Below are 15,998 nucleotides of genomic sequence, written 5' to 3' on the forward strand. Positions count from 1 at the left end.
AACCCGTGTCGCTGATCGCTTCTGACCACTTCCGCATCGTTGTCGGCCTCGGCAAGAGCGGCATGTCCCTGGTTCGCTTCCTGGCGAACCGGGGCGTTGCCTTTGCGGTGGCCGACACGCGGGAAAATCCACCGGAACTGGCCACGCTGCGGCGTGACTATCCGCAGGTGGAAGTGCGTTGTGGCGAGCTGGATGTCGATTTCCTCTGCCGTGCCGACGAGCTCTATGTGAGCCCTGGCCTGGCCCTGGCGACCCCGGCGCTGCAGGCCGCAGCGGCCCGTGGGGTGAAGCTGTCCGGCGATATCGAGTTGTTCACCCGCCACGCGAAGGCACCGATCGTCGCCATCACCGGTTCCAACGCCAAGAGTACCGTAACCACCCTGGTGGGCGAGATGGCGGCGGCTGCCGGCAGGCGCGTGGCAATCGGTGGCAACCTGGGAACTCCGGCGCTGGACCTGCTCGGCGACGATATCGAACTGTATGTGCTGGAGCTGTCGAGCTTCCAACTGGAAACCACCGACCAGTTGAATGCCGAAGTGGCAACCGTGCTCAATATCAGTGAAGACCATATGGACCGCTATAGCGGCCTGCCGGCCTATCACCTGGCCAAGCACCGGATCTTCCGCGGTGCCAGGCAGGTGGTGGTCAACCGCCAGGACGCGCTGTCCCGGCCGCTGATGGGCGAAGGCCTGCCGTGCTGGACCTTCGGCCTGGGCAAGCCGGACTTCAAGGCCTTCGGCCTGCGCGAGGAAGACGGCGAGAAGTACCTGGCCTTCGAGTTCCAGAACCTGATGCCGGTGCGCGAGTTGAAGATTCGCGGCGCCCACAACCAATCCAACGCCCTGGCTGCGCTTGCGCTCGGGCATGCCGTGGGGCTGCCGTTCGACGCCATGCTGTCGAGCCTGCGTACCTTCGGTGGCCTCGAACACCGTTGCCAGTGGGTGCGCGAGTATAACGGCGTGAACTACTACAACGACTCCAAGGCCACCAATGTGGGGGCTGCGTTGGCGGCGATCGAAGGCCTGGGCGCCGATATCGACGGCAAGCTGGTACTGATCGCCGGTGGCGACGGCAAGGGCGCGGACTTCTCTGCCCTGCGCGCGCCGGTCGCGGCCAACTGCCGTGCGGTGGTCCTGTTGGGTCGCGATGCCGAGCTGCTGGCCACGGCGCTGGGCGACGAGGTGTCGTTGATTCGCGTGCAGACCCTGGACGAGGCGGTGCGGCGTAGCGCCGAGCTGGCCCGGGATGGCGATGCCGTGCTGCTGTCGCCGGCCTGCGCGAGCCTCGACATGTTCAAGAACTTCGAAGAGCGCGGCCGCCTGTTCGCCCGTGCCGTGGAGGACTTGGCATGAATTTCAACATTCTCAAGCCGTATCCGTCGCCGATCATCACCGGTCGCGGTGTCGACGTTGACTTCCCGATGCTCGCCGGTTGTCTGGCGCTGCTGGGCCTCGGCCTGGTGATGATCACCTCGGCATCCTCCGAGGTGGCGGCGGTGCAATCGGGTAATGCGCTGTATCACATGATTCGCCACCTGATCTACCTGGTGATCGGCCTGGGTGCCTGTATTGCCACGATGATGGTGCCGATCGCCACTTGGCAGCGCATGGGTTTCATGATGCTGGTGGGCGCCTTTGGCCTGCTGGTGATGGTATTGCTGCCAGGTATCGGCCGTGAGGTGAACGGTTCGATGCGCTGGATCGGTTTCAGCTTCTTCAACGTGCAGCCTTCGGAAATCGCCAAGGTGTTCGTGGTGATCTACCTCGCCGGTTACTTGGTGCGGCGTCAGAAGGAAGTGCGCGAGAGCTGGATGGGCTTTTTCAAACCGTTCATCGTGCTGCTGCCGATGGCCGGTCTGCTGCTGATGGAGCCGGACTTCGGTGCCACCGTCGTGATGATGGGCGCGGCGGCGGCGATGTTGTTCCTCGGCGGTGTCGGACTGTTGCGTTTCGGATTGATGGTGTTGCTGGCGGTGGTCGCGGTGGTGGTGCTGATCAAGGCGCAACCCTACCGGATGGCCCGTCTGACTACCTTTACCGACCCGTGGGCCGACCAGTTCGGTTCAGGCTACCAGTTGACCCAGGCGCTGATCGCCTTCGGTCGCGGCGAGTGGCTGGGCGTCGGCCTGGGCAACAGCGTGCAGAAACAGTTCTACCTGCCGGAAGCCCATACCGACTTCGTGTTCTCCGTACTTGCCGAAGAGCTGGGTGCGGTGGGCTCGCTGTGCACCGTCGCGCTGTTTGTGTTCGTCAGCGTGCGAGCCATGTACATCGGCCTGTGGGCCGAGAAGGCCAAGCAGTTCTTTGCCGCCTACATGGCCTACGGCCTGGCGTTCCTGTGGATTGGTCAGTTCCTGATCAACATCGGTGTGAACGTCGGCCTGCTGCCGACCAAGGGCCTGACCCTGCCGTTCCTCAGCTACGGCGGCAGCTCCCTGGTCATTTGCTGCGCCTGTCTCGGCCTGCTCTTGCGGATCGAGTGGGAGAGCCGAACCCACCTGGGCAGCGAAGAGATGGAATTCAATGAAAGCGACTTTGCGGAGGACACTCCCCATGGGCGCTAACGTACTGATCATGGCCGGCGGTACCGGCGGCCACGTGTTCCCGGCGCTGGCCTGTGCCCGCGAGTTCCAGGCGCGGGGTTTCACCGTGCATTGGCTGGGCACGCCGCGCGGGATCGAGAACGAGCTGGTGCCCAATGCCGGGTTGCCGCTGCACCTGATCAACGTCGCGGGCCTGCGTGGCAAGGGCAAGCTTTCGCTGCTCAAGGCGCCGTTCGTGCTGCTGCGGGCGATCTGGCAGGCGCGCAAGGTTATTCGCGAACTCAAGCCGGTCTGCGTGCTGGGCTTCGGTGGTTATGTCACCGGCCCCGGCGGTGTCGCGGCGCGCATGTCTGGCGTGCCGGTGGTCGTCCACGAGCAGAACGCCGTGGCGGGGACCGCCAATCGGCTGCTGGTGCCCCTTGCGGCGCGGGTCTGCGAAGCGTTCCCGAACACCTTTGGCGCGTCGGGCAAACGTCGCACCACCGGTAACCCGGTGCGCCCGGAGCTGTTCCTGGAAACGCCACGGCAGGCCCTCGGCGGTCGTCCTGCGCGGCTGCTGATCCTCGGCGGCAGCCTTGGCGCCGAACCGTTGAACAAATTGCTGCCTGAGGCCCTGGCCCAGGTGCCGGCCGAGTGCCGTCCGGAGGTCTTCCACCAGGCCGGTCGCAATCACGATGAAGTGACCGCCGAACGCTACAAGGCGGCAGGCGTCGAGGCGCAGGTGGCGCCGTTTATCAAGGATATGGCTCAAGCCTATGGCTGGGCCGACCTGGTGGTCTGTCGCGCAGGCGCCTTGACCGTCAGTGAACTGGCTGCGGCTGGTCTGCCTTCATTGCTGGTGCCTCTGCCCCATGCGATCGATGACCACCAGACCCGCAACGCCGAATATTTGGCCGGGGAGGGCGCTGCCTTCCTGCTGCCGCAAAGAACGACTGGCGCCGCCGAACTGGCGGCACGCCTGACAGAGGTTTTGATGCAACCGGAACGACTGAACACCATGGCGAGTACCGCACGCCGCCTGGCCAAGCCCGATGCCACCCGCACCGTCGTCGAGATCTGCCTGGAGGTGGCCCATGGTTGAGAGTCAGAAAGCCATTCCCCAGCCGGAAATGCGCCGTATCCGTCGTATCCATTTCGTCGGTATCGGCGGCGTGGGCATGTGCGGGATCGCCGAAGTGCTGCTGAACCTGGGTTACCAGGTCTCCGGCTCCGACCTGAAAACTTCGCCGGTCACCGACCGGCTCGAGTCGTTCGGCGCGCAGATCTTCATCGGCCACCGTTCCGAGAACGCCGCCAGCGCCGATGTGCTGGTGGTGTCGAGTGCCGTGAACAAATCCAATCCGGAAGTCGCGACCGCCCTCGAGCGGCGTATTCCGGTGGTGCCACGGGCCGAGATGCTCGCCGAGCTGATGCGCTATCGCCACGGCGTTGCAGTCGCCGGTACCCACGGCAAGACCACCACCACCAGCCTGATCGCCTCGGTGTTCGCCGCAGGCGGCCTCGATCCGACCTTCGTGATCGGCGGCCGGCTGAATGCCGCAGGCACCAATGCCCAGCTCGGCACCAGCCGCTACCTGATCGCCGAGGCCGATGAAAGCGACGCCAGCTTCCTGCACCTGCAGCCGCTGGTGGCCGTGGTCACCAACATCGACGCCGACCACATGGATACCTACGAGGGCGATTTCAGCAAGCTGAAGAAGACCTTCGTCGAGTTCCTCCACAACCTGCCGTTCTACGGCCTGGCCGTGGTTTGCCTGGACGACCCGGTGGTGCGTGAGATCCTGCCGCAGATCGCCCGTCCGACCGTGACCTATGGCGTCCACGAAGACGCCGACGTGCGCGCGATCAATATTCGCCAGGCTGGCATGCAGACCCATTTCACCGTGCTGCGTCGCGACCGCGAGCCGCTGGAAGTGTCGGTGAACATGCCGGGCAACCACAACGTGCTGAACTCCCTGGCCACCATCGCCATTGCCACCGACGAGGGCATCAGCGATGAGGCTATCGTCCAGGGCCTGTCGGGCTTCCAGGGCGTCGGTCGGCGCTTCCAGGTCTACGGCGAACTGCCGGTGGACGGCGGCAGCGTAATGTTGGTCGACGACTACGGCCACCACCCGACCGAGGTCGCGGCGGTGATCAAGGCCGTGCGTGGTGGTTGGCCGGAGCGCCGCCTGGTGATGGTCTACCAGCCGCACCGCTACACCCGTACCCGCGACCTGTATGACGATTTTGTCCAGGTCCTGGCCGACGCCAACGTCCTGTTGCTGATGGAAGTCTATCCGGCCGGCGAAGAAGCTATTCCCGGTGCGGACAGTCGCCAGTTGTGCCGCAGTATCCGTCAACGCGGCCAGCTCGACCCGATCTACATCGAGCGTGGTGTCGACCTGGCGCCGCTGGTCAAGCCGCTGCTGCAACCGGGCGACATCCTGCTGTGCCAGGGGGCCGGTGATATCGGCGGTCTCGCACCGCAATTGCTCAAGAGTTCGTTGTTCGCAGGTGCGGTTGCCGCAGCCGGCGCGGAGAAGTCGAAATGACCGCGGCCTACGCCAACCTGTTCTCGACCCTCGAGCCGAAGGACTTCGGCCGCGTTGCCGTGCTGTTCGGTGGCAAGAGCGCCGAGCGTGCCGTATCGCTGAAATCCGGTGCGGCGGTGCTTGAGGCGCTGCAGGGCGCTGGCGTCGATGCCTTCGGTATCGACGTGGGTGACGACCTGCTGCAGCGCCTGCTGGCCGAGAAGATCGACCGTGCCTTCATCATTCTTCATGGCCGTGGCGGTGAAGACGGCAGCATGCAGGGCCTGTTGGAGTGCCTGGAAATTCCCTACACCGGTAGCGGCATCCTCGCCTCGGCCCTGGCCATGGACAAGTTGCGCACCAAGCAGGTCTGGCACAGTCTCGGCATTCCGACTCCGCGCCATGCGGTACTGGGCAGCGAAGCCGACTGTATTTCAGCCGGTGCGGAACTGGGTTTCCCTTTGATCGTCAAACCTGCCCATGAAGGCTCCAGTATTGGGATGGCCAAGGTGACCCGCGTCGACGAATTGATCGCCGCCTGGGAAGCTGCCGCCACCTACGATTCGCAAGTGTTGGTTGAACAATGGATTCAAGGTCCGGAGTTCACCATTGCAACGCTGCGTGGCCAGGTTTTGCCGCCGATTGCCCTCGGCACTCCGCATTCGTTCTACGACTACGACGCCAAGTACCTGGCTTCCGATACCCAGTATCGGATCCCGTGCGGCCTCGACAATGCCAAGGAAAAGGAACTGATGGACCTCACGGCGAAAGCCTGCGAGGCGCTCGGTATCGCCGGTTGGGCGCGTGCCGACGTCATGCAGGATGCCGACGGCCAGTTCTGGTTCCTGGAAGTCAACACCGCCCCGGGCATGACAGACCACAGTCTGGTACCGATGGCGGCTCGTGCGGCCGGTCTCGATTTCCAGCAGTTGGTGCTGGCGATCCTGGCGGAAAGTGTCGCCAGCAATCCCGGACCGAGAGGTTAACGAGCCATGCACGGCGCGCAGATTCGTCATCAGCCACCCGGTTCCGGCCGCAACAAGCCGGTGCCGCGGGGTGCCAGCCGAATGGTGGCCAAGGAGCCGGTGTCTGCGCGCCTGCCAAAAGCCAATTTCGGCTTCTTGAAGCGCCTGATGTGGCCGGTTCTGATCGTGGCTCTCGGCTTCGGTACCTACGAGGGCGCCCAGCGCCTGTTGCCCTATGCCGATCGGCCGATCAGCAAGATCAACGTGCAGGGCGACCTGAGCTACATCAGCCAGCAGGCGGTGCAGCAGCGGATCGCGCCATACGTCGCGGCGAGCTTCTTCACCATTGACCTGGCGAGCATGCGCGCCGAGTTGGAAACCATGCCATGGATCGCTCACGCCGAAGTCCGCCGGGTATGGCCGGACCAGGTGGTGATCCGCCTGGAAGAGCAGTTGCCGGTGGCCCGTTGGGGCGACGAGGCGCTGCTGAACAACCAGGGCCAGGCGTTCGCGCCGCGGGAACTGGCGAACTACGAACATCTGCCGCAGCTGTTCGGCCCGCAGCGGGCTCAACAGCAGGTGATGCAGCAGTACCAGGTCCTGAGCCAGATGTTGCGCCCACTGGGTTTCTCCATCGCCCGGCTGGAACTGCGGGAACGGGGCAGTTGGTTCCTGACTACCGGAGCGGGCAGCTCGGGGCCGGGCATCCAGTTGTTGTTGGGCCGCGACCATCTGGTCGAGAAGATGCGCCGTTTCATTGCCATTTATGAAAAAACGTTGAAAGAACAGATTACGAACATTGCCAGCATCGATCTGCGCTACGCCAACGGCCTCGCCGTCGGATGGCGGGAACCTGTGGCGCCCGTGACGGCCAAACCCGCCGTTGCGAAGAATTAAGAAGAGGCAGGACCATGGCAAACGTGCAAAGCGGCAAAATGATCGTCGGACTGGATATCGGCACCTCCAAGGTGGTGGCGCTGGTGGGCGAGGTCGCGGCCGATGGCACAGTGGAAATCGTCGGTATCGGTACCCATCCTTCCCGCGGCCTGAAGAAGGGCGTGGTGGTGAATATCGAGTCCACCGTCCAGTCGATCCAGCGTGCAGTGGAAGAGGCGCAACTGATGGCCGGCTGCCGGATCCACTCGGCGTTCGTCGGCGTGGCGGGTAATCACATCCGCAGCCTGAACTCCCACGGCATCGTCGCGATCCGTGATCGCGAAGTCAGCTCCGCAGACCTGGAACGCGTGCTGGACGCGGCCCAGGCCGTGGCGATCCCGGCTGACCAGCGGGTACTGCACACCCTGCCGCAGGACTACGTGATCGACAACCAGGAAGGCGTGCGCGAGCCCCTGGGCATGTCCGGCGTACGTCTGGAAGCCAAGGTCCACGTGGTCACCTGCGCGGTGAACGCGGCGCAGAACATCGAGAAGTGCGTGCGTCGTTGCGGCCTGGAAATCGACGACATCATTCTCGAGCAACTGGCCTCGGCCTATTCGGTGCTGACCGACGACGAGAAAGAGCTGGGCGTATGCCTGGTGGACATTGGCGGCGGCACCACCGACATCGCCATCTTCACCGAAGGCGCAATTCGCCATACCGCAGTCATCCCGATCGCCGGCGACCAGGTGACCAATGACATCGCCATGGCGTTGCGTACCCCGACCCAGTACGCCGAAGAGATCAAGATCCGCTACGCCTGCGCCCTGGCCAAGCTGGCCGGTGCCGGCGAAACCATCAAGGTACCGAGCGTCGGCGACCGTCCGCCACGCGAGCTGTCCCGCCAGGCCCTGGCCGAGGTGGTCGAGCCGCGCTACGACGAACTGTTCACGCTGATCCAGGCCGAGCTGCGTCGCAGCGGCTACGAAGACCTGATTCCGGCGGGCATCGTGCTGACCGGCGGTACTTCGAAGATGGAAGGTGCGGTCGAGCTGGCCGAGGAGATCTTCCACATGCCGGTGCGCCTGGGCGTGCCGCACACGGTCAAGGGGCTCTCGGACGTGGTCCGCAACCCGATCTATTCAACTGGGGTGGGGCTGTTGCTGTACGGGCTGCAAAAGCAGTCGGACGGCATTTCCCTGTCCGGCTACAACGGCGGCAACAGAAACGACTATCGCGATGAAGAACAGAAAGCACCTGTGCTGGAGCGCCTGAAGCGCTGGGTACAGGGCAACTTTTAAAGTTTCAAAGCAGTAGAAGTAGGCGAAAAAACTAGAGAATGAAAGGAGAGGGAACATGTTTGAACTCGTAGACAACGTCCCACAAAGTCCGGTAATCAAGGTTATCGGCGTCGGCGGTGGCGGCGGCAACGCCGTCAACCACATGGTCAAGAGCAACATTGAAGGCGTCGAGTTCATCTGCGCCAACACTGATGCCCAGGCGCTGAAGAACATCGGCGCGCGGACCATCCTGCAACTGGGTACCGGCGTGACCAAGGGCCTCGGCGCTGGCGCCAACCCGGAAGTCGGCCGCCAGGCTGCCCTGGAAGACCGCGAGCGTATCGCCGAGGTGCTGCAGGGCACCAACATGGTGTTCATCACCACCGGCATGGGTGGCGGTACCGGTACCGGTGCGGCGCCGATCATCGCTGAAGTGGCGAAGGAAATGGGCATCCTCACCGTTGCGGTGGTGACCCGTCCGTTCCCGTTCGAAGGCCGCAAGCGCATGCAGATCGCCGATGAAGGCATCCGTTCGCTGAGCGAAAGCGTCGACTCGCTGATCACCATTCCCAACGAGAAGCTGCTGACCATCCTCGGCAAGGACGCCAGCCTGCTGTCGGCTTTCGCCAAGGCCGACGACGTGCTGGCGGGTGCCGTTCGCGGTATCTCCGACATCATCAAGCGTCCGGGCATGATCAACGTCGACTTCGCCGACGTGCGTACCGTGATGAGCGAAATGGGCATGGCGATGATGGGTACCGGCTGCGCCAGCGGTCCGAACCGTGCGCGCGAAGCGACCGAGGCGGCGATCCGCAACCCGCTGCTGGAAGATGTGAACCTGCAGGGCGCCCGCGGCATCCTGGTGAACATCACCGCCGGTCCCGACCTGTCCCTGGGCGAGTATTCCGACGTGGGTAGCATCATCGAAGCCTTCGCTTCGGAAGCGGCGATGGTCAAGGTCGGTACCGTTATCGATCCGGACATGCGCGATGAACTGCACGTGACCGTGGTTGCCACTGGCCTGGGTGCGCGTATCGAGAAGCCTGTGAAGGTCATCGACAACACCCTGCAGACCGCTAGCCAGCCGGCCGCCACCCAGGCACCTGCTGCCGCACGTCCGGAAATGCCGTCGGTGAACTACCGCGACCTGGATCGTCCGACCGTCATGCGCAACCAGGCCCAGGCCGGTGCTGCGACTGCCGCGAAGATGAATCCGCAGGATGATCTGGACTATCTGGACATCCCGGCCTTCCTGCGTCGCCAGGCCGATTGATGGAATGTATCAGGAGTATTAGGGTGATTGGTGTTCAGCAAAGGCCTGGTCTGATATTATCGCCAGCCTTTGTTGATACCTGTTCGCAATTTGCGCTGAAGCGGCCAATGCCATGATTAAACAACGCACCCTGAAAAATATTATCCGTGCTACAGGTGTCGGCCTGCACTCGGGCGAGAAGGTCTACCTGACCCTCAAGCCAGCGCCCGTGGATACCGGCATCGTGTTTTGTCGTGCCGACCTCGACCCTGTGGTGCAGATTCCTGCGCGCGCGGAAAACGTTGGTGAAACCACCATGTCGACCACACTGGTCAACGGTGACACCAAAGTGGACACGGTGGAGCATTTGCTCTCGGCCATGGCGGGCCTGGGCATCGATAACGCCTACGTCGAGCTCTCCGCGTCCGAAGTCCCGATCATGGACGGCAGCGCTGGACCCTTCGTATTCCTGATTCAATCTGCCGGCCTGGAAGAACAGGACGCAGCCAAGAAGTTCATCCGCATCCTGCGCGAAGTCACAGTGGAAGACGGCGACAAGCGCGCCACTTTTGTGCCTTTCGACGGGTTCAAGGTGAGCTTCGAGATCGATTTCGATCACCCGGTGTTCCGTGACCGCACCCAGAGTGCCAGCGTGGATTTCTCCAGCACGTCGTTCGTGAAGGAAGTCAGCCGCGCCCGGACCTTTGGCTTCATGAGTGATATCGAGTACCTGCGCAAGCACAACCTCGCACTCGGCGGTAGCGTGGAAAACGCCATCGTGGTCGACTCGGACGGTGTATTGAACGAAGACGGCCTTCGTTACGAAGACGAATTCGTCAAGCACAAGATCCTCGACGCCATCGGTGATCTCTACCTGCTGGGCAATAGCCTGATTGGTGAGTTCAAGGGCTTCAAGTCCGGTCACGCGTTGAACAACCAGCTCCTGCGCAAGCTCATCGAGCAGAAGGATGCCTGGGAAGTGGTGACTTTCGAAGACGCCAGCACGGCGCCGATCTCGTACATGCGTCCCGTTGCGGCCGTGTAACGACTTTCTCCTTTTGTTGTTCTTCAAAGGCTGCCTTCAGGCAGCCTTTTTTTATGCCTGGCGTTCGAGGTCCGCGACGTGCACCACCTGGTCGCGACCGTTGTGCTTGGCGTGATAGAGCGCCTGGTCGGCAGCTTGCAGCAGTTGCTCGACATTGATCCCGGCGACAACGGCCTCGCGGGAAACCAGTCGGGTGCCAGCACCGATACTGACAGTCATGGGGCGCGCGCCGGCCATTAGCGGCGGCATCTGCGCGATGGCGTGCCTGATTTTCTCGGCCAGGCAGCGTGCGCCCGTTTCGTCGGTTTGCGGCAGGATTACCGCGAACTCCTCACCGCCATAACGCGCGACCAGGTCGCCGGGCCGACGGATGTTCTCGCTGATCACCCGGGCGACCTGACGCAAGGCTTCATCCCCCATTGGATGCCCATGGCGGTCATTGAACGCCTTGAAGTGGTCGGCGTCGATCATCAGCAGGGAAAGCGGCTGGCCCGAACGCTGTGCCCGGTTCCATTCGTGCAGCAACCACTGGTCCAGCGCCCGGCGATTGGCGACGCCGGTGAGGCTGTCGGTGGTGGCAAGCTCAGCCAGTTCCTGCTCGGCTCGCTGACGCAGGCGCAGCTCCCGCGCCAGTAGCCAGCTCAGCCACAGCAGGCCGATGCACAATCCTCCGGTAGCGCTGCCCACCAGCCAGGTGGTGCGCCACCAGGAGGCATAGACCTCTTCGGCCGACAAGGCCACCACCACGATCAGCGGCAGTTCACCCACCTGGGAAAAGGTATACAGCCGCTCCTTGCCGTCGACGCCGGAAATCGCGCGGAAGCTGCCATTGCCCTCACGTACGATGCGCAGGAAATTGGCGCGGCGGCTGAAGTCCTTGCCGACCATGTCGGCGCTCATCAGCGGCTCCTGGGCGAGCAGGATGCCGTCACTGCTGAGCAGGTTGACCGTGCTGCTGGTGCCGATGTTGAGGGTCTTGAAGAGGTCGTTGAAGTAGCTCAGGCGTATGGCCGCCCGGGCCACGCCGAGAAAGTCGCCTTCGGGAGACGAGACCCGCCGGCTGAAACCGATCCGCCAGTCCTCCAGGCGCCCGCGGGCGAGGAACGGGTGGCTGATCATCATCGCCGGACTCGGGTTCTCGACATGGGCCTTGAAGTATTCGCGATCGGCAAAATTGCCGGGCCGCGGTTCGATCGAGGTCGAGTCGGCAACCACATCGCCGTGCTTGTCGAGCAGCAGGATGTCGCCTTTCTGCGGAGCGGCCGTGGCGCTGTCGAACAGCGCGAGGTGGCGGACCTGGGGCGACACGTGCTTGAGGTCTTCGCGCCGTGCGGCGGCGATCAGGTCTTGCAGGGATCTGTCGTAGAGTTCGGCATTGCGCAGGACATCGGCATCGATCAGTTGCACGATGTTCGTCGCGGCGCGTGTGGCGACCAGTTCCGCGCTGCCCCGCTCGCGGATCAGCAGATAGATGACGATGCCGAGGATTGCACTGACGCTCAGGCCGCTGCCGAGTATCAGCAGTAGGCGAGGCATCGCCGAGCGGTTCGAAGAATGGTTGATGGCAAACCTCAGGCGGATCGGGGTTGTTGGCGCAGGTATAAAGCCCTGGCGACAAAAAGGCCAGCATCCGAGGCTGGCCTTTTTTACGAATGCTAGAAGATATTCACCGGGTAGTCGACGATGACCCGGTATTCATCGACGTCCCGATCCACCGCCGAATAGCCGCCGCTGCCACGGTTGGTCGCCCATTGCAGGCGTATCGCGAGGTCCTTGGCGCGGCCGTCCTGCACCACGTATTGCACGTCCAGGTCGCGCTCCCAGTGCCGGGCGTTTGTCCCTTCGGCGCTGTACCAGTTGCCATAGCTGCGGCTGTCCTGGTCGGCGCGACTCAGGTCCAGGGTACCGCGGGAGTAGGAGATCGACGAGGTCAGGCCCGGCACGCCGAGGCCGGCGAAGTCGTAGGCGTACTTGAGTTTCCAGGAACGCTCGCCAGGTCCGTTGAAGTCGGAATACTGCAGGGAATTGTCAAGGTAGACGCTATCGCCCTGGTTTATGTAGTCGAAGGGCGTGTTGCCGTTCACCCGTTGGTAGGCGGCGGTCAGGCTGTGGCTGCCGACACCCAGGACCAGGTGCAGGCTGTAGGTGTTGTTGTCGATGTGCCCGAGCAGGGCCTGGCCGGTGTCCCGGGTGTGATAGACATGCAGGCCGGGGGTGAGACTGACCTGGTCGCTCAGTGTCCAGGTGTAGTCGAGGTCATAATAGTACTGGTGCCAGATGTCCTTGAGCGTGGCCGCGTAGAGATTGCTGGTCAGCCCTGGAGTGCCGCTCCAGGACGCGCCGAGCCAGTCCAGGTGCCTGCTGTCGCGATCGTCGGGCAGGCTGCCGTAGGCCGTGCCGATGCGGCGATGGCCGCTCTGGTTGTAGAGCTTGGTGAAACTGGCCTGGCCGCCTTCGAGCAGCAGCCCGTCGACGCTGTGGTTGCTCAGGCTGATACCGCGGAACGTCTGGACCAGCATGCGCGTGCGGCCACCGGCAATCACCGGGTTGGCGAGGAACAGGTCGCCGGCCTTGAGTTCGGTGTCGAAGGCGCGCAGCTTGAGGGTACCACCGACGGTGGAGAAGGACCCCGGCGCCTTGCCGTTGCCATCGCTCACCGGCAGGATGCTGGAGCCATCGGTGCCGCCACCGCCGTCGAGCTTGAGGCCGAGCATGGCATGGGCATCCAGGCCGAAACCCACGGTACCGGGGGTGTAGCCTGATTCGAAGATGCCGATGAAGCCTTGGCCCCATTCCCTGCTGTCGTCGACATGCTCGTCACGGCGGTCGCGGTTCATGTAGTAGTTGCGGGTATCGAGCCTGAGGCTGGAGCCTTCGATGAAGCCGTCGCCGGCCGGAGTGTCGCTAGCCTCTGCGGCATTCGACATCGTTGCAGCCAGGGCAATGAAGATCGGGCTGAGTGAGAGGGCAGTCTTCATGACTGTTGAGCTCCTTGGGTCGATGAAACGGTGATTCTTGTTATGTAACGCAGGGTGAAACCGAAAATAAAAAAAGCCGCTGTGTCAGCGGCTCTTGAAACCATCAATCACGGGTGAAAGGGTGGATTGATGGTGAGGGAAATCGTCTGCGAGTAGGCCTCAGCTGTCCTTGGCGCTGTCCGACTGACCCGAGCTTGCCGAGCTGTGCTGCTCTGGCATGCTATTCTGCGCCTTGGCGGTCATTTCGGTGCGTTCCTGGCGCGCAGCGGCCCGTGCAGCGTTTTGCGCGACGAAGGACTGGGACTCCTCGGCGTGTGCCAGAGGCGACAACATTACGGCGGACAGGACAAAGATACTGGCCATACCCATGGAGCTGGACATTTGAAAGAACCTTCTTGCAGAGCAAGTGCTGTTTGGTGCGGCAAGGATAAGGGGCTTGAGGGCGTGGAAAAAGACCGCTCCACTTGAAGGACTGTTACGTTACCGGCAACAGTCCAGCCCAGGGGGGGAAATCAGGCGGGGAGATGGATGCCGAAGGTATTGACGCCGTCGCCGCTGTGCACGAACACATCGCCACCATGCATCAGCGCGATCGCCTTGACGATTGCCAGCCCCAGGCCGTGGTTGGCGCCGCTGTTGCTGCGCGAGGCGTCGACCCGGTAGAAACGCTCGAACAGCCGTGACAGGTGCTCGCTGGCAATGGTCTCGCCAGGGTTGGAGATGGCAATCGTCACCTGTTCGTCGTCCTGTTCGATGTGTACCCGGATTACCTGGCCGGGCGCAGTGTGCTGCACCGCGTTGCTCAGCAGGTTGATCAGTGCCCGGCGCAGGTGGGCGATCTCGATACGTACCATCGCATCGCCGCTGACATCGACCCGGACCTGGGCATCCTCGAGGATGAAATCCAGGTAGTCGAGGGTCGTCGCGACCTCCGCCGCCAGCGAGGTGCTGATCAGCTTGGTGGCCTTGCTGCCCTGGTCGGCGCTGGCGAGGAACAACATGTCATTGATGATCGAACGCAGGCGCTCCAGCTCCTCGAGGTTCGATTGCAATACCTCGAAGTAATGTTCGGCGGAGCGCCCGCGGGTCAGCGCCACCTGGGTCTGGCCGATCAGGTTGGTCAGCGGCGAGCGCAGTTCGTGGGCGACATCGGCGTTGAACGATTCCAGGCGCGAATAGGCTTGCTCGACCCGTTCCAGGGTCGAGTTGAAGGCGTTGACGAACTGGCTCAGTTCCGGCGGCAGCGGCGACAGTTGCAGGCGTCCGGTCAGGCGTGGCGGAGCCAGTTTGCCGGCCTCCTGCGACAGCTTGATCAGCGGCTTGAGGCCAATCCTCGCCACCCAGTAGCCCAGCGCCGAAGCCAGCAGCACACCGACGATCGCCAGGCTGACCAGGGCGATCAGCAACTGGTGCTGGGTCTGGCGAAAGGTCTCGGTGTCGATGGCAATCAGGAATTGCAGGGGTGGCCGCTGGTCCTTGGCCGGCATGGTGTTGAGCAGTACCTTGAACGGATAGGCGTGCCCGGGCAACTGCAGGTCGCGTGTGCCCTTGGCACCAGCGGCGAAGGCACGGATCTGTGCGCTGGGGGCGCCGTACTCATAGTTGGGGTCGCTGCTGACCACCCAGAAGCGGATGCGCTTGTCCTCCTCGCCCAGTTGCCTGAGCTTGGCGCTGAACTTGCTCCAGTGATCCGGGGTGCCGAAACGATTGATCGAGGACTCGAGCACGCTGTAGCGTGCGTCCAGCTCGGCCTCAGGCAGCAGGCCCAGGCCTTTTTCCACCTGCAGGTACAGGGCCCCACCGATCAGCAGGAACACCAGCAGCGCCACCAGACTGAACATTCCGCTCAAGCGCAAGGCGATCGAGTTAGTCGACACCGCGGCTCTCCAGCACATACCCCATGCCGCGAATGGTATGCAGCAGTTTTTGTTCGAAGGGACCGTCGAGCTTGGCCCGCAGGCGCTTGATCGCCACCTCGACGACGTTGGCATCGCTGTCGAAGTTGATGTCCCAGACCATCTCGGCAATGGCCGTCTTCGACAGGATCTCGCCCTGGCGGCGGGCCAATACACTGAGCAGCGAGAACTCCTTGGCGGTCAGGTCCAGGCGGTGACCGGCACGACTGGCCTTGCGGCTGATGAGGTCGACCCACAGGTCGGCGACGCTGATCTGCACCGGCTCGTGACCGCCGCCGCTGCGTCGGGTCAGCGCTTGCAGGCGGGCGACCAGTTCGAGAAAGGAAAACGGTTTGCCCAGGTAATCGTCGGCACCGTCGCGCAGGCCGCGAATACGATCCTCGACGCGCTCGCGGGCGGTGAGCATGATCACCGGCGTCTGCTTGCGCGCGCGCAGGGCCTTGAGCACGCCGAAGCCGTCCAGCTCCGGCAGCATCACGTCGAGCACGATCACCGCGTAATCGCTTTCCAGCGCCAGGTGCAGGCCGCCGACGCCGTCACGGGCGAGGTCGACGGTATAACCCTGCTCGGTCAGGCCTCGATGCAGGTAGTCGGCGGTTTTTTCTTCGTCTTCGATAATCAGGACACGCAT

At 63.2% G+C, this 15,998-nt stretch carries 14 protein-coding genes; 9 read left to right on the forward strand and 5 right to left on the reverse strand.

What is annotated here, in order from left to right; genetic code table 11:
• Positions 1 to 5 precede the first annotated feature (5 nt).
• The 9 genes from murD (at position 6) to lpxC (ending at position 10,473) form a co-directional block, all read left to right on the forward strand.
• Positions 6 to 1,352, forward strand: coding sequence for a UDP-N-acetylmuramoyl-L-alanine--D-glutamate ligase (gene murD, locus AC6I6U_RS09390; protein ID WP_497881678.1), 1,347 nt, complete (start codon positions 6 to 8; stop codon positions 1,350 to 1,352).
• Positions 1,349 to 2,563, forward strand: coding sequence for a putative lipid II flippase FtsW (gene ftsW / locus AC6I6U_RS09395; protein WP_497881679.1), 1,215 nt, complete (start codon positions 1,349 to 1,351; stop codon positions 2,561 to 2,563). The genes murD and ftsW overlap by 4 nt, the downstream gene beginning before the upstream one ends.
• Positions 2,553 to 3,623 (forward strand): undecaprenyldiphospho-muramoylpentapeptide beta-N-acetylglucosaminyltransferase, encoded by a 1,071-nt coding sequence (murG, locus tag AC6I6U_RS09400; RefSeq protein WP_497881680.1) that lies wholly within the window; start codon positions 2,553 to 2,555, stop codon positions 3,621 to 3,623. Before ftsW ends, murG begins: the two co-directional genes overlap by 11 nt.
• Positions 3,616 to 5,076: a UDP-N-acetylmuramate--L-alanine ligase gene (gene murC, locus AC6I6U_RS09405; RefSeq protein WP_497881681.1), complete on the forward strand. Its 1,461-nt coding sequence runs from the start codon at positions 3,616 to 3,618 to the stop codon at positions 5,074 to 5,076. Before murG ends, murC begins: the two co-directional genes overlap by 8 nt.
• Positions 5,073 to 6,041 carry a D-alanine--D-alanine ligase gene (locus AC6I6U_RS09410; protein ID WP_497881682.1) on the forward strand — a complete coding sequence of 323 codons (969 nt, stop codon included), beginning with the start codon at positions 5,073 to 5,075 and terminating at the stop codon, positions 6,039 to 6,041. Before murC ends, AC6I6U_RS09410 begins: the two co-directional genes overlap by 4 nt.
• Before the next feature lie 6 nt (positions 6,042 to 6,047).
• The gene (locus tag AC6I6U_RS09415; protein ID WP_497881683.1) at positions 6,048 to 6,917 is read left to right on the forward strand and encodes a cell division protein FtsQ/DivIB; all 870 of its coding nucleotides are present in this window, start codon (positions 6,048 to 6,050) and stop codon (positions 6,915 to 6,917) included.
• Positions 6,918 to 6,931: 14 nt separating this feature from the next.
• A complete protein-coding gene (gene ftsA / locus AC6I6U_RS09420; RefSeq protein WP_010452619.1) occupies positions 6,932 to 8,197 on the forward strand; it encodes a cell division protein FtsA in 1,266 nt (421 codons plus the stop codon).
• A gap of 55 nt (positions 8,198 to 8,252) precedes the next feature.
• Positions 8,253 to 9,449, forward strand: a complete 1,197-nt coding sequence (gene ftsZ, locus AC6I6U_RS09425; protein ID WP_497881684.1) for a cell division protein FtsZ — start codon at positions 8,253 to 8,255, stop codon at positions 9,447 to 9,449.
• A gap of 112 nt (positions 9,450 to 9,561) precedes the next feature.
• The gene (gene lpxC / locus AC6I6U_RS09430; RefSeq protein WP_010452622.1) at positions 9,562 to 10,473 is read left to right on the forward strand and encodes a UDP-3-O-acyl-N-acetylglucosamine deacetylase; all 912 of its coding nucleotides are present in this window, start codon (positions 9,562 to 9,564) and stop codon (positions 10,471 to 10,473) included.
• Positions 10,474 to 10,524: 51 nt separating this feature from the next.
• Here the strand turns inward: lpxC and AC6I6U_RS09435 are convergent, their stop codons facing one another.
• The 5 genes from AC6I6U_RS09435 to AC6I6U_RS09455 all read right to left on the reverse strand — a co-directional run bounded on the left by AC6I6U_RS09435 (position 10,525) and on the right by AC6I6U_RS09455 (position 15,998).
• Complete coding sequence (locus tag AC6I6U_RS09435; RefSeq protein ID WP_497881685.1) at positions 10,525 to 12,009, reverse strand: GGDEF domain-containing protein; 1,485 nt, start codon at positions 12,007 to 12,009, stop codon at positions 10,525 to 10,527.
• Between the two features lie 119 nt (positions 12,010 to 12,128).
• Positions 12,129 to 13,451, reverse strand: coding sequence for an OprD family porin (locus AC6I6U_RS09440; RefSeq protein ID WP_497881686.1), 1,323 nt, complete (start codon positions 13,449 to 13,451; stop codon positions 12,129 to 12,131).
• A 159-nt stretch (positions 13,452 to 13,610) separates the two neighbouring features.
• Positions 13,611 to 13,832 carry a hypothetical protein gene (locus tag AC6I6U_RS09445; RefSeq protein WP_497881687.1) on the reverse strand — a complete coding sequence of 74 codons (222 nt, stop codon included), beginning with the start codon at positions 13,830 to 13,832 and terminating at the stop codon, positions 13,611 to 13,613.
• A 131-nt stretch (positions 13,833 to 13,963) separates the two neighbouring features.
• Positions 13,964 to 15,328: a heavy metal sensor histidine kinase gene (locus AC6I6U_RS09450; RefSeq protein WP_497881688.1), complete on the reverse strand. Its 1,365-nt coding sequence runs from the start codon at positions 15,326 to 15,328 to the stop codon at positions 13,964 to 13,966.
• Complete coding sequence (locus tag AC6I6U_RS09455) at positions 15,318 to 15,998, reverse strand: heavy metal response regulator transcription factor (protein ID WP_497881689.1); 681 nt, start codon at positions 15,996 to 15,998, stop codon at positions 15,318 to 15,320. The genes AC6I6U_RS09450 and AC6I6U_RS09455 overlap by 11 nt, the downstream gene beginning before the upstream one ends.

Source organism: Pseudomonas sp. UTLPPB19802, from assembly GCF_059730225.1.

What these genes read in the sequence shown, in the direction of transcription:
- AC6I6U_RS09415 (WP_497881683.1), top strand. Translation starts at nt 6,048, where the DNA reads ATGCACGGCGCGCAGATTCGTCATCAGCCACCCGGTTCCGGCCGCAAC.
- AC6I6U_RS09455 (WP_497881689.1), bottom strand. Translation starts at nt 15,998, where the DNA reads ATGCGTGTCCTGATTATCGAAGACGAAGAAAAAACCGCCGACTACCTG.
- AC6I6U_RS09440 (WP_497881686.1), bottom strand. Translation starts at nt 13,451, where the DNA reads ATGAAGACTGCCCTCTCACTCAGCCCGATCTTCATTGCCCTGGCTGCA.
- ftsW (WP_497881679.1), top strand. Translation starts at nt 1,349, where the DNA reads ATGAATTTCAACATTCTCAAGCCGTATCCGTCGCCGATCATCACCGGT.
- ftsZ (WP_497881684.1), top strand. Translation starts at nt 8,253, where the DNA reads ATGTTTGAACTCGTAGACAACGTCCCACAAAGTCCGGTAATCAAGGTT.
- AC6I6U_RS09410 (WP_497881682.1), top strand. Translation starts at nt 5,073, where the DNA reads ATGACCGCGGCCTACGCCAACCTGTTCTCGACCCTCGAGCCGAAGGAC.
- lpxC (WP_010452622.1), top strand. Translation starts at nt 9,562, where the DNA reads ATGATTAAACAACGCACCCTGAAAAATATTATCCGTGCTACAGGTGTC.
- AC6I6U_RS09445 (WP_497881687.1), bottom strand. Translation starts at nt 13,832, where the DNA reads ATGTCCAGCTCCATGGGTATGGCCAGTATCTTTGTCCTGTCCGCCGTA.
- AC6I6U_RS09435 (WP_497881685.1), bottom strand. Translation starts at nt 12,009, where the DNA reads ATGCCTCGCCTACTGCTGATACTCGGCAGCGGCCTGAGCGTCAGTGCA.
- murC (WP_497881681.1), top strand. Translation starts at nt 3,616, where the DNA reads ATGGTTGAGAGTCAGAAAGCCATTCCCCAGCCGGAAATGCGCCGTATC.
- ftsA (WP_010452619.1), top strand. Translation starts at nt 6,932, where the DNA reads ATGGCAAACGTGCAAAGCGGCAAAATGATCGTCGGACTGGATATCGGC.
- murG (WP_497881680.1), top strand. Translation starts at nt 2,553, where the DNA reads ATGGGCGCTAACGTACTGATCATGGCCGGCGGTACCGGCGGCCACGTG.